Raw genomic sequence first — 12,805 nt, 5'->3', positions numbered from 1 at the left:
ACTGATGATGGTTCTCACTGCTCGCCGGTTGGCCGCTGAGCTCGGTCACTGGCGCGTGGCCGGGTCGGCCTACAGCGCTCTCGCGGATCGCATCAGGCTCCTCACCCTGGATGGACGGATCCCACTCGGCACGCGGCTGCCCGCGGAACGTGAGCTTGCCTCCGAGCTGGGAGTGAGCCGCACGACCGTCGCGGCGGCCTATGCGCGTCTTCGAGAGGCTGGCTACCTGCACAGCACCCGAGGATCCGGAAGCGTGGTCGCGATTCCGGGTCGTCATGGCCCGGTCGAGCACATCGAGGCGCGCACCACCACCACTCTCGACTTCAGCAAAGCTGCGCTCCCTGCGGCGCCACAGGTCGGGGAGGCCTCGCTGCGAGCGGCGCAAGCACTGCCGGCTTACCTCAGCGGCACTGGCTATGACCCCCTTGGGCTGCCTCGCCTCCGCCAGGCGCTCGCCGATCGGTACACGGCCAAAGGCCTGCCGACCGACCCGGGAAACATCATGGTGACGCTAGGGGCCCAGCATGCGATCTCGCTGATCACCAAGACGTTTCTCTCTCGCGCAGACACCGCTCTCGTGGAGGCTCCGAGCTACCCGCACGCCTACGACGCCTTGAAATCAGCCGCCCGCAGACTCGTGACCGTCACGGTCGATCCCCTCCGCGGCTGGGACGATCACGGGCTCATGCAAGCCTTCCGCAGCGCGAATCCGGCGCTCGCGTATGTCATGCCGGATTTCCACAACCCCACGGGCGCCGTCATGCCGGCTCCCCAGCGTGAGCTGCTCATGAACCTCGCCGCTCGCCACGATTCGCTGGTGGTCGCAGACGAGACGACGGCGGACCTGCGCATCGACGGTGCCGCGGGAGCGCCGCTGGCGGCGTATGGGCCGGCGATCCTCGTGGGATCTATGGGAAAGACCGTGTGGGGAGGGCTGAGGATCGGGTGGATCCGCGCGCAGCCCGAGAAGATCAGACGACTCGAACAAGCTCGATACGCCCAGGACCTGGGAACCCCCATCCTCGAACAGCTCATCGCCCTTGAGCTGCTCGGGCAGTACGACGAGATCCTGCGCTTTCGGACCGTTCAGCTCACCGAGGGGCGCGATCACGTCGAGCGCCTGCTCGGAGCGAACTTCCCGGAGTGGGAGGTGCCGCACGTGGCGGGAGGGCTGTGCACCTGGGTCAACATCGGAGACCCCGTCAGTTCCCAGCTCGCCCTGGCGGCGCGCGACGGCGGCCTTCCCATCGGTGCCGGCCCACGGTTCGGACTCGGAGGGGCCTTCGAGCGTTTCCTCCGTTTCCCCCTGAGCTACCCCGCGGAGGAGACCAGCCTCGCCGTGGAGATCCTGGCCGAGGCCTGGCGCCGCGTGGAACCTAGTCGCGCGGTGGGAACAGAGTTCAAGCCGGCCCTGGTCTGAGGTGCGCTGTCATCCGCAGGTCCTCTGTGCTGGAATGGAGCAGACTTGCGAGCTCGAATGAGTCGACACTAGAAGGGTTCAGACCGTGGGCGAAAACCTCAGTACAGTCAGCTATCCCCAGAAGCCTGTGTACTGGCTGATCTACGGTCTTCTGGGATGGACCGCGGCAATTGCGATAGTGGTTTCTTTCGCTTCCCAGGACGCATCTGTCCAGAGCATCGTCCTGACGCTGGTGGGCCTCGGTCTGACCACTGTTCTCCTGGTCGGAATCATCAAGGTGCTCGTGGTGCACACGCATGCGAACGAAGCAGGTCTGACGCTTTCCGTCGGTCCATTCGTCTCTCGAACACTTCCCTGGGAGGCCATCAACTCCATCGAGAAAGCCCCCACGGGAGGAGCTATGGACGTGGGATGGAAGTGGATGGGAACCGGCCGAATAGGGTACCTGGCGGGTGCGGAGAACGTTCTGATCAAGACAAGCTCGGAGTTCAGGCAGAGAGTCTCGACAGGAGAGGTCACAGTGCCGGGCCGGGGGAGGCTGGCCGAGTGGTATTTCGTCTCCGTGCCGGATTCAGAGCTGACCGCGCAGCGTCTGAATCAGATGCGCGAAAGATCGACCTCCACATAGTGCGGCGGGGGTGCGGGGCCGTGCCGGGTGTCGGGCCGTGCGGTATCAGTGGATCGGCGGCTAGGGGGCCGAAGGGTCTGCCCGCCTAAACGTCAGAGACCATGGTTGACTCCCTTGGGTCTGCTGCTCCCACCCGTCTCGGGCCAGATCGTCTCGCAGCTCGTCCAGCGCGGCGGTGAGCCCCGGTGCCCACTGCTCCTGGGGAGGGATGGAGCTGATCGGCCCTGCCACGGGGAACGTGGAGCTCTTGTACCGCGTTTCACCATTGACCTGACCGACAAAGCGCTGTTGCGTGCTTCCGGACTGTGAGGCCAAGACGGTCAGCAGTCCGGCCCACCATGAGGTGCCCCCGACGTTCTCCAGGACCACGGTCAGCGTCTCGGTTCCAGGACTCATCCACCCATGGTCGTGCTGCGGCCCTGAGGCGTAAAGGGGAGCCGTCCCCCGCGGATTCATAGGTGCACTTTTCGGAGGTGGGTGAACCAAAGACCTCACCGAGGATGAAGGCGGCACCGATGACGATCGTTCAGGGTTCCCGCTGGGCGCCCGCTCAAACCCACCAGCACCTCCCCGGCTCGCCTCGTCAGTCGCGGCATCTGTGCCTCAGCGCAAGGGTTGGGACTGGCGGCGCTGGGCTGCCAGGCGGACCGGGGCGTTGGCCGCGCCGTAGCCGTCGTAACTCCCGACGCGCTGGACCATCTCCAGGAAGAGCCCCCCGATCGTCGGGGTGTAGAAGTGGATGAACTCGCCGTCGGCGTCTCGGTCATAGAGCAGGTTCAGCGTCTTCAGCTGGGCCAGGTAGTCCTGGTCCAGCCCGAAGCGGGCGTGCAGATCGGCGTAGTAGTTGTCCGGGATGGACAGGAAGCGCAGTCCGCGCTCCTGCGCTCGGCGCGCCAGTTCAAGGATGTCCGTGCAGGTCACCGCGATGTGACGCGGGGGCAGCGGGGCAGTGGGTGGGGCGAGGTTCAGCGGCAGTCGCACCGTGGCATCGGCGGTGCGCATCACCTGGCTGCGCACCAGGCCCTGTGGGCTGGGCACGTTCTCCGGGGTCTGCGCCTGCAGCCCGAGCACGCTGTGGAAGAAGAGCACCGTCTCTTCGAACTCATGCCAGCGGTAGGACAGGTTGATGTGATCCACCGCGTGGCGGGACTCCGCGGCAGCCTGCCCACCCTCGAACTCGGTGACCCAGGTGTCTTCAGCCGGGGCATCGTTGAAGTAGATGACCGTCCCATCCGGTGCGCCGAGGGCTCGGAGCTCGTGGTCCCCGGCATAGGTGCGGCGAAAGACCACGGGCGCCCCGAGGGCCGCACCGCGGGCAAGGGCCTGGCCGGCGTCGTCGACCAGCAGTCCGATCGCCGAGAGGTGCGGTGCCGGTTGCTGGCTCTGTTCATTGAGGATGATCCGGGTAGAGCCCAGAGTCCACAGGCGCACCTGTTTCGTGCGGTGTTTGCCGCGGAAGGTGAAGCCGAGCTGGTCCAGGCTCTCATCTGCCGCCTCGAGATCGGAGCCGGTGATCTCCACGAAGTCCACGCTGCGCGGGCTCTGCGCGGACGGGAGCCGGTCGGTGCTCCACCCATTCGCCGCCGAGGCACGGTCCGCCAGCCAGGTCAGCGACCGTCGTGCATGAGCGGCGGTGCTGGTGACGTCGGTCTGCCGGAAGGTGTCGTTGAAGACCTCGAGAGAGAGCGGACCTGTGTAACCCGCCTTGAGCACATGGCTCAGGAAGCCGCTGAGGTCGAAGGAGCCTTCGCCGGGAAACAGCCGGTGATGCCGGCTCCAGGAGAGCACGTCCATATCGAGCTGCGGGGCGTCGGCAAGCTGGAGGAAGAAGATCTTCTCCCCGTCGATGCCCTCGATCTCCGCCGGGTCGTGGCCGCGGGCGAGGATGTGGAAGCTGTCCAGGCAGGTGCCGAGATTCGGGCGGTCGGCGAGCTGCACCAGCCGCCAGGCGTGGCGGTAATCATTGACGTAGCGGCCCCAGGCCAGTGCCTCATAGGCGATCCGGATGTCGTAGCCGGCGGCGAGGTCGGCCAGTGCGGCGAGCTGCTGGGCGACCACCGCGTCGTCGTCGACGGTGGCCGTGCCGGCGTTGCTGCACACCAGGATGGTCTCCGCGCCCAGGCGGTTCATCAGCTGGAGCTTCGCCTCGGCGCGGCGCAGGTTCTGCTCGAGCAGCTCCTCGCTGACCCCTTCGAAATCCCGGACATGGCAATGCGTGGCCAGCGTTGAGAGGCGGATTCAGCGAGCATTCTGACCCGAGAACCGCGTCAACCACTCGGAGAATCCGCCCCTCAGCGAAGGGAGGGGTGGTTCAGTGGGTGGATAGGATCACTGCATGGATCAGGAGCCCGCCGCGCAGTCCGGCGTCAATCGCAATGAGTTCGTCCGATCGCTCGCCACCGGGCTCCGGGTCCTTGAGTCCTTCTCCGCCACGGAGCCCAAGCTGACGCTCTCCGATGTGGCCCGGCGCGCCGAGGTCAGCCGGGCCACCGCACGGCGCATGCTGCTCACCCTGGTCCACGAGGGTTACGCCTATACCGATGGCCGGTTCTTCGAGCTCACGCCCAAGGTGCTCGGGCTCGGGCAGGGATACTGGTCCGGACGCGGCTGGCATGAGCTGCTTCAGCCCTCGCTCGGTGAGCTCTCCGGGAAGCTCGGCGAATCCTGCTCGGCGGCGCTGCTCCTCGGCGATGAGGTGATGTATGTCTGCCGGGTGCACACCCGCCGGATCATGCGGATCGACCTGGGGCTGGGCACCAAGCTTCCGGCGTTGGCCACCTCGATGGGGCGGGTGCTGCTCGCCGGGCTGGGGGAGGAGGCGCTCGAGGATCGTCTGCGCACCGCAGACCATCGGGCCTACACCTCGCGCACCGTCACCGACCCGACCCGGCTGCGCGAGATCATCGCCGGGGTCCGCGCCACGGGCTACGCGGTGGTCGATGAAGAGCTCGAGGACGGGCTGCGCTCGGTGGCGGTCCCGGTCCGCGACGCCGCCGGGAACACCGTGCTCGCACTGAACACCTCGCTCTCGGCCGGCAGGGAGTCCGCTCAGGAGTCCCTCGCTCGCACGTTGCCCGATCTGCAGCGCTGCGCCGCGGCGGTGGAGGACCTGATTCGCTCCCTGGGCGAGGACGTCCGTCGACTCACCGTGCCGCAGGGCCTCTGACCCGAGCCCTAGTCCGCACCCCTAGTCCGCACCTCTGACCCGCACCTCTGGCGAAATGCTGGGGGTCCGACTATGCTCCCTACTACATAGCGCACAGATGTTTGCATAGCGAACAACGGTGTGGATTCACCCAGAGACAGGGAGCTCATATGCAGGACGTCTTCGTCTATCAGGGTCTTCGGACCCCCTTCGGCAAGGTCGGCGGCGCCCTGTCCGGACAGCGCCCAGATGACCTCGCCGCACTGGTGATCTCCGAACTCGTTGCACAGGCTCCCGGGCTGGACCCGGAGAATGCGGGGGAGGTCGTCGGGGAGGTGATCTTCGGCAACGCCAACGGCGCCGGCGAGGAGAACCGCAACGTGGCGCGCATGGCCTGGCTGCTGGCCCAGCTGCCGGTCAGCGTGCCGGCCACCACCATCAACCGGCTTTGCGGCTCCTCCCTGGATGCCGCGATCTCCGGCGCCCGGCAGATCGCGCTGGGGGAGACCGATGTGATCCTCGCCGGCGGCGTGGAATCCATGTCCCGAGCCCCCTGGGTGCTGCCCAAGACCGAACGCCCCTTCCCGATGGCCAACCTCGAGCTGGCCAACACCACATTGGGATGGCGGCTGATCAACGAGCGCATGCCCAGCCAGTGGACCGTCTCGCTCGGGGAGGCCACCGAGCAGCTGCGCGAGCGCCACGGCATCGACCGCGAACGACAGGACGCGTTCGCGGCCCGCTCCCACGACCTCGCCGCCCGCGCCTGGGCGCAGGGGCACCTCAGCGACCTCACCGTGGCCGTGCCCGGCGTAGACCTGGACACTGATGAGACCATCCGGGCCGGCGTCACGCATGAGAAGCTCGCCGGGCTGCGCACCGTGTTCCGCCGCGAGAACGGCACCGTCACCGCCGGCAATGCCTCCCCGATGAACGACGGCGCCTCCGCCGTCTGGCTCGGATCCGCGGCCGGCGGAGAGAAGCTGGGCCTGACGCCGCAGGTGCGGATCGCCGGCTGGGCCGCGGCCGCCAATGAACCGCAGTACTTCGGCTACGCCCCGGTCGAAGCCAGCAACAAGGCGCTCAAGCGCGCCGGGATCGGCTGGGCCGAGGTCGGCGCGGTGGAGCTCAACGAAGCGTTCGCCGCGCAGTCCCTGGCCTGCCTCGACGCCTGGGAGGTCGACCCGGAGATCGTCAACGCCTGGGGCGGTGCCATCGCGATCGGCCATCCGCTCGGCGCCTCGGGCACCCGTGTGCTGGCCACCCTGGCGAAGCGGATGCAGCTGGGCGGCGAACGCTGGGGCGTGGCCACACTGTGCATCGGAGTGGGTCAGGGCCTGGCCGTCGTGCTCGAGAACGCCACCACCCGTACCGCCGCCCAGCCCACCCAGCCCATCCACGCCGCCCAGCCCATCCATGCCGCCCAGCCCATCCAGACCGCCCAGCCCACCCAGAACTAGAGGGAAGAGACCGATGACTGAATTCGTAGACACCGCCGCCGAGGCCGTGGCCGGCGTGAGCGACGGCGCCACCGTGCTGCTCGGCGGTTTCGGCAACGCCGGGCAGCCCATGGAGCTCATTGACGCGCTCCTGGACTCCGGCACCAGCGACCTCACGGTGGTGAGCAACAATGCCGGGCAGGGGGACCGTGGTCTCGCGCTGCTGATCAAGGAGCGTCGAGTGCGCAAGGTGATCTGTTCCTTTCCGCGGCAGTCAGACTCCTGGCACTTCGACGCGGCCTACCGGGCCGGGGAGCTCGAGCTGGAACTGGTGCCGCAGGGCAACCTCGCCGAGCGGCTGCGCGCCGCCGGTGCCGGCATCGGCGCCTTCTTCACGCCCACCGGCTATGGCACCAGCCTCGCCGAGGGCAAGGAGACCCGAGAGATCGAGGGCCGGAACTACGTGCTGGAACACCCGATCCGCGGCGACGTCGCGCTGATCAAGGCACTCAAAGCCGACGACGTCGGCAACCTGGTCTACCGCAAGACCGCCCGGAACTTCGGCCCGGTGATGGCCGCCGCCGCCTCGCACACGGTGGTGCAGGTCGCGGAGCTGGTCCCCAGCGGCTCCCTCGATCCGGAGAACGTGATCACCCCCGGAATCTACGTGGACACCGTGACCGCCCTGACCCCCGGCACCAGCCAGACCCAGGAAGCGAAGCAAGCATGAGCCGCCAGAACAGCACCGCCAGCCAGATGGACCACCAGCCGCTCTCCCGTGAGGACCTCGCGAAGCTCGTCGCGGCCGACATCGCGCCCGGCTCCTATGTGAACCTCGGCATCGGCCAGCCCACCAAGGTCTCGGACCACCTCACTCCCGAGCAGCGGGTCACGCTGCACACCGAGAACGGAATGCTCGGCATGGGGCGTGAGGCCCACGGCGAGGATATCGACGAAGAGCTGATCAACGCCGGAAAGATCCCGGTCACCGAACTCCCCGGAGCCAGCTACTTCCACCACGCCGATTCCTTCGCAATGATGCGCGGTGGGCACCTCGACGTCTGCGTCCTCGGCGCCTTCCAGGTCTCGACGGGCGGGGACCTGGCGAACTGGTCCACCGGCGCCCCCGATGCCATTCCGGCGGTGGGCGGCGCCATGGATCTCGCCATCGGAGCCAAAGAGGTCTTTGTGATGATGTCGCTGTTCGCCAAGGACGGCACCCCCAAGATCGTGGCCGACTGCAGCTACCCGGTGACCGGGCTGGGCTGCGTGAGCCGGGTCTACACCGACCACGGCGTCTTCCTGATCGAGGCGCAGGACGGCGGACCCCGACTGGTGCTGCGCGAGGCCTACGGGATCGCGCCCGAGGAGCTGGTGAAGCGGTTCGACTTCCCCGTGGTGATCGCCGGCTAACCAGCTGGTATAGTCATCAGCTGTGCCCAGGCGAGGGGGCGACATCCGCGGATCGATCCGTGAGACGTCAGCCCCGTGATCGACGAGGCGAACTTGCAGGAGAACATCACCGTTGCTCATGCGCGGAGAGCCTGGAATTCACTTGTCGTTGGTGCCTGGATCAATACGAATCCAACCAACGAAGGACAACACCATGGCTGACAAGATTGTCATTCCCGCCACCAAGCGCACCGAGTTCGGCAAGGGCGCAGCCCGCAAGGCCCGCCGCGACGACCTGATCCCGGCAGTGGTCTACGGCCACGGCGAAGACCCCATCCACGTCGTGCTCCCCGGTCACCAGACCCACCTCGCAGTGCGTAACCCCAACGCGCTGATCACCCTGGACATCGAGGGCACCGAGCAGCTGGTGATCCCCAAGGCCATCCAGCGCGACATCATCAAGCGCTCCATCGACCACATGGACCTGCTCACCGTGCGTCGCGGCGAGAAGGTCGTCGTCGACGTCTACGTCGAGGTCACCGGCGAGCCCGCAGTCGGCTTCGAGTGGATCCTGGAGCAGGCCACCGTCGCCGTCGAGGCCGAGGCGACCCACCTGCCCGAGCACGTCACCGTGGACATCACCGACCGCGACGAGAACGCCCTCCCGGAGCACATCACGCTGCCCAAGGGCGTGACCCTGGCGCTGAGCGACATGGAGTCCCCGGTCGTCTCCATCCACGAGCCCGTCGAGCAGGACCTGGGCGACGAGGAAGAGACCACCGAGGATGAGGCCGCCGAGGGCGAGACCGCCGAAGGCGAGTCCGAAGAGAAGGCCGAAGGCGAAGAGAGCTGAACAACCTCACGCTGAGACTCCACTAGGCTCGAAGCATGGCTTCAGAGACGTGGTTGGTAGCGGGACTCGGGAACCCCGGGTCCCGCTATCGTCATACCCGGCACAATATCGGGCACATGGTGCTCGAGGAACTCCTCGACCGCATGGACGCGAAATACACGCGGACCAAGGTCGGGGCCAAGGCCGTAGCAGCCCGACTGGGTCCCGGCGGACCCAAGGTGGTCTTCGCGATCTCCGAGGGCTACATGAACCTCTCCGGGAAACCGGTGCGCGGACTGATGGACTACTTCTCCGTCCCCACGCAGAACCTGATCGTGGTCCACGACGAGCTCGACCTGGACTTCGGCCGCGCCAAGCTCAAGCGTGGCGGCTCCGAGGGCGGGCACAACGGGTTGAAGTCCATCACCACCCACCTCGGGGGCGACCGCGACTACCTGCGCGTGCGCGCCGGAGTGGGCAGGCCCCCGGGACGCATGGACAGCGCGGACTACGTGCTGCAGAAGTTCAGTGCCGCCGAACAGAAGGAGCTGGGAATCTTCATCTCCCGGCTGGCCGACGCGGTGGAGCTGCTGATCTCCGATGGACTGCCGGCCGCGCAGAACGCCGTGCACTGACTCTGCGCCCTGGCCCCCTGCACTGACCCTGCGCCCTGCCCCTGTGCACCGACCGACGGCGTCCCACCGGTGCCCAGCCCCGGGGCAGCAGATTCGAGTTCACGTCACGGGTTTCCACCGCTGATTTCCACAGCTGAGGCCGACCGCTTGCGCAACACCGGGAACCTCTGTAGGACCTAAGGCCCTACATCCGACACGCCGGGCGGGAGAGGCTGGTCACAGCTCGTCAGATGGCGAGCAGCGACGAGGAGGCCCGCCTGGGATTATTGCTACTAGGACGCGTTCAGACCACAAGATCCATTCGCTGGTCCTCGCCGAACTCGACTGGACCCCGGATCTTGACGCCTCGGAGATTCAGGTCGAGGTGGAGGCGTCTGTCGTCACGCTCTCGGGAGCGGTGGGGGACTACTTCGAACTCCTCGCGGCCTCGCGCGCCATGCGCCGGGTCCACGGCATCGCGGCCGTGTTGAACCACCTCACCGTGAACCCACGGTCGGCCAAATGGGTCACCGACGCCGATATCGCCCGGGTCGCCGAACGCGCGCTGACCTGGTCTGCGAACATCCCAGCCAGCGTGCGGCCACAGGTGGAGGCCGGGTGCATCACGCTCACCGGGCAGGTCGACTGGCACTTCCAACGCGATGCCGCCGAACGGGCCGTGGAGAACATTCGCGGGGTCCGATCGGTGCTCAACGAGATCACGCTGCTCTCCCGCCCCGGCGCAGAAGACGCCGCGGAACGCATCCGCACCGCGCTGTTTCGCAACCCACAGGTCGACGCGAGCCACATCAACGTGACCGTGATCGAGAACACGGCGGTGCTCACCGGCTATGTGACCACCCTGGCGCAGAAGAATCAGGCCGGGGCGGCCACCTGGTCCTCTCCGGACGTCACCCAGGTCGACAACCGGCTCAACGTCCGACCCTACTGAGCGGCACGCGGCCGGGCCGCGGGAGCCGGTCGATCTCGACCGAGGACGGTCAGCCTGAACCGCTGACCGGTCTCCGTTCCACAGAACCACAGCGCAGGGGGCGCATGATGTTCGATTGGCTCTATCTCTGGAATCTGATCTGGTCCTTCTTCCTGATCCTGTCCCTGGTCTTTGTGCCGGCCTTCATGGTGTTCATCTACTTCATCACCCGGGAGTCCAAGGCGCAGAGGATCCTCGGGCAGACCCGCAGACCGGCCCGAGGGCCCTCCGAGAAGAACTCCGCTGCGAGCCCGTCAGGGATCGGTGCGCCATCGATCCCGCCGCTCGCGCGGCCCACGGTCCCGCCTCTCACGAGCCCCGTGGTCCCGCCGCTGAATCGTCACGAGGTCCGGGACCAGGGCAGACGGGCCGCATGACGCCCGCGGCAGCTCCAGGCGTACTGCGGCGCGTCGGCCACAGCGGCCGGCGGATCAGCTGCGGCTGGAGATCCAGGCGCTGACCTCGCGGGCCTGGAGGTCCACGAACTTGCGCATATACGGCTCCGCGGCCGCCTTGATCTTCTTGCCCACGATCGGGATGCTGACGTTGACGTCGCCACGGACCGTGGAGAGCGTCTCGGTGGCCCCGCGCACATGCAGGTTCTGCGCGGACTGCGCGGAGACCGGGGCCGAGGAGATCTTCACCGCCGTGTCGGCCCGGCGTGAACCCGCGGCGTCGGGTGCGCCCCAGGAGTGGGTCACGTGCACGCTGACCTCGCCCTTGATGACCTTCTTGGCGATCTCCGGCAGCTTCTCGGCCGACATCGACTGCTCGGTGATGATCTCGAAGGGACCGTCCAGCGGGCCGACGACCTCGAAGCTCACCAGCTTCGCACCGACCTTCTCGGAGAGGTGCTCATTGAAGTCTCGATCGGCGTAGGCCTCGATGATGTCCTGCGCGCTGTGCGGGATCACGAGCTCTGATTCAAGTGCCACTGATGGTCTCCTCGTAGACGTCTTGCTGAAGGCGTTCGGCGACGGCGGTCACGGAACCTTCCCATTGTAAAGTTGCGCGAGTGACCATCATGACTCTTCTCCTGCTCCTGGGCGGTTTCGTCCTGCTCGTCGGCGGCGGCGAGGCCCTGGTTCGAGGGGCCGCCTCGCTGGGCCGCACCGTCGGGCTCTCCTCTCTGATCGTCGGCCTGACCGTGGTCTCCTCCGCCACCTCCGCCCCCGAACTGGCCGTGAGCACCGGCGCCGCGCTCAGCGGCTCACCCGGACTCGCCCTGGGCAACGTCGTGGGCAGCAACATCGCCAACATCCTCTTCGTCCTCGGACTCACCGCGATCTTCGGGGCGCTGGTGGTCAAGGTCCAGCTGATCAAGGTCGACATCCCGATCATGATCGGGTTCTCCGTGATCGCGCTGCTGATGGCGCTCGACGGCGGCATCAGCACGCTTGAGGGATCCATCCTGGTGGGTCTGCTGGTGGTCTACCTCGCGGTCACCGTGGTCCTCGCCCGGCGTCAGACGCGACGCGAGCGGACTGCCTCGAGCGAGCAGGAGATCTCCAGCGCGCGGGACGTCTCGAGCCAGCAGAACACGCTCGACGTCGACCGGGCGGTCGGCGGCGGCTCGGTGAAGCTGACCAAGGGGCTGCGCACCACCAAGCGGCGCTCGATCATGGTGGACCTGGGACTGCTCGTGGTGGGCATCGCGCTGCTCGTGGTCGGTGCGCAGATGCTGGTCTCGGCCGCGAGCACCATCGCGCTCTCCCTGGGGGTCAGCGACCTGATCATCGGGCTGACCATCGTGGCCATCGGCACCTCGCTGCCGGAGCTGGCCACCAGCGTCATCGCGGCGCTGCGCGGAGAACGTGACATGGCGGTGGGCAACCTGGTGGGCAGCAACATCTTCAACATCGGTGCGGTCCTGGGACTGACCTCGATCATCTCTCCCGAGGGCGTGGAGGTCGCCTCCGCCGCCGTGAACTTCGACCTTCCGGTGATGATCGCCACCGCGATGGTCCTGCTGCCGCTGGCGTTCACCGCCCAGGCGATCGGACGCTGGGAGGGGCTGGTCCTGGTGACCTTCTACAGCGCGTATGTGGTCTACCTGGTGCTCTACGCCGCCGGTCACGCCGCCCTGGAACCCTTCAGCTCCGCGATGCTCTGGTTCGTGCTGCCGATCACCGCGCTCTGGATCACCGCCCTGGTCGGCTACGAGATCGGGGTGCTGCGGACCCGCCGCGCGGCCCGGACCGGGTCGCTCCCGGGCGGCGGGTCATCTGCCGAGGAGCCTGGCAGGACCGGGGTGCTCTGACCGGATCAGCGAGTATCCTGTGGGAGGCCCGAACTCACGAATCTCCCACCGCGCCGAAACCCCGCTCGCGGATCTCCGGCATCG

General features: G+C 67.3%; 14 protein-coding genes. 11 read left to right on the top strand and 3 right to left on the bottom strand.

The features are described 5' to 3' along the window. The first annotated feature begins 4 nt into the window (after nucleotides 1-4). Nucleotides 5-1,420: a MocR-like transcription factor YczR gene (gene yczR, locus I2487_RS12865; protein ID WP_207169503.1), complete on the top strand. Its 1,416-nt coding sequence runs from the start codon at nucleotides 5-7 to the stop codon at nucleotides 1,418-1,420. 85 nt (nucleotides 1,421-1,505) lie between these two features. Continuing rightward, entirely contained in the window at nucleotides 1,506-2,048 is a 543-nt protein-coding gene (locus I2487_RS12860) for a hypothetical protein (protein ID WP_207169502.1), read from the top strand. A gap of 60 nt (nucleotides 2,049-2,108) precedes the next feature. Here the strand turns inward: I2487_RS12860 and I2487_RS12855 are convergent, their stop codons facing one another. Continuing rightward, complete coding sequence (locus tag I2487_RS12855; protein ID WP_207169501.1) at nucleotides 2,109-2,444, bottom strand: hypothetical protein; 336 nt, start codon at nucleotides 2,442-2,444, stop codon at nucleotides 2,109-2,111. 207 nt (nucleotides 2,445-2,651) lie between these two features. Beyond that, entirely contained in the window at nucleotides 2,652-4,271 is a 1,620-nt protein-coding gene (locus I2487_RS12850; protein WP_255546372.1) for a bifunctional sugar phosphate isomerase/epimerase/4-hydroxyphenylpyruvate dioxygenase family protein, read from the bottom strand. A 112-nt stretch (nucleotides 4,272-4,383) separates the two neighbouring features. Between I2487_RS12850 and I2487_RS12845 the strand changes: the two genes are divergently transcribed. From I2487_RS12845 to I2487_RS12810, 8 genes are all read left to right on the top strand, one after another. Beyond that, entirely contained in the window at nucleotides 4,384-5,214 is an 831-nt protein-coding gene (locus I2487_RS12845; RefSeq protein WP_207169499.1) for an IclR family transcriptional regulator domain-containing protein, read from the top strand. A gap of 149 nt (nucleotides 5,215-5,363) precedes the next feature. Continuing rightward, nucleotides 5,364-6,653 (top strand): thiolase family protein, encoded by a 1,290-nt coding sequence (locus I2487_RS12840; RefSeq protein WP_207169498.1) that lies wholly within the window; start codon nucleotides 5,364-5,366, stop codon nucleotides 6,651-6,653. Nucleotides 6,654-6,666: 13 nt separating this feature from the next. After that, on the top strand, nucleotides 6,667-7,362 hold the full coding sequence (locus tag I2487_RS12835; RefSeq protein WP_207169497.1) for a 3-oxoacid CoA-transferase subunit A: 696 nt from the start codon (nucleotides 6,667-6,669) through the stop codon (nucleotides 7,360-7,362). Further along, nucleotides 7,359-8,045 (top strand): 3-oxoacid CoA-transferase subunit B, encoded by a 687-nt coding sequence (locus tag I2487_RS12830; protein ID WP_275955621.1) that lies wholly within the window; start codon nucleotides 7,359-7,361, stop codon nucleotides 8,043-8,045. Before I2487_RS12835 ends, I2487_RS12830 begins: the two co-directional genes overlap by 4 nt. A gap of 193 nt (nucleotides 8,046-8,238) precedes the next feature. Next, nucleotides 8,239-8,877 (top strand): 50S ribosomal protein L25/general stress protein Ctc, encoded by a 639-nt coding sequence (locus I2487_RS12825; RefSeq protein ID WP_207169496.1) that lies wholly within the window; start codon nucleotides 8,239-8,241, stop codon nucleotides 8,875-8,877. 35 nt (nucleotides 8,878-8,912) lie between these two features. Beyond that, complete coding sequence (gene pth, locus I2487_RS12820) at nucleotides 8,913-9,491, top strand: aminoacyl-tRNA hydrolase (protein WP_207169495.1); 579 nt, start codon at nucleotides 8,913-8,915, stop codon at nucleotides 9,489-9,491. A gap of 133 nt (nucleotides 9,492-9,624) precedes the next feature. Beyond that, nucleotides 9,625-10,422, top strand: coding sequence for a BON domain-containing protein (locus tag I2487_RS12815; protein ID WP_255546370.1), 798 nt, complete (start codon nucleotides 9,625-9,627; stop codon nucleotides 10,420-10,422). Between the two features lie 104 nt (nucleotides 10,423-10,526). Further along, the gene (locus I2487_RS12810; protein ID WP_207169493.1) at nucleotides 10,527-10,838 is read left to right on the top strand and encodes a hypothetical protein; all 312 of its coding nucleotides are present in this window, start codon (nucleotides 10,527-10,529) and stop codon (nucleotides 10,836-10,838) included. A 54-nt stretch (nucleotides 10,839-10,892) separates the two neighbouring features. Here the strand turns inward: I2487_RS12810 and I2487_RS12805 are convergent, their stop codons facing one another. Continuing rightward, nucleotides 10,893-11,396 (bottom strand): DUF2505 family protein, encoded by a 504-nt coding sequence (locus tag I2487_RS12805; RefSeq protein WP_207169492.1) that lies wholly within the window; start codon nucleotides 11,394-11,396, stop codon nucleotides 10,893-10,895. Nucleotides 11,397-11,485: 89 nt separating this feature from the next. On the opposite strand from I2487_RS12805, the gene I2487_RS12800 reads away from it, so the two are divergent. Further along, nucleotides 11,486-12,721: a calcium/sodium antiporter gene (locus I2487_RS12800; RefSeq protein ID WP_218624096.1), complete on the top strand. Its 1,236-nt coding sequence runs from the start codon at nucleotides 11,486-11,488 to the stop codon at nucleotides 12,719-12,721. Nucleotides 12,722-12,805 lie beyond the last annotated feature (84 nt).

This window comes from Nesterenkonia sp. E16_10, from assembly GCF_017347085.1.
GTDB lineage: Bacteria > Actinomycetota > Actinomycetes > Actinomycetales > Micrococcaceae > Nesterenkonia.
Note: the sequence above shows the minus strand (reverse complement) of the source record. Positions and strands in the feature narration are given on the sequence as shown.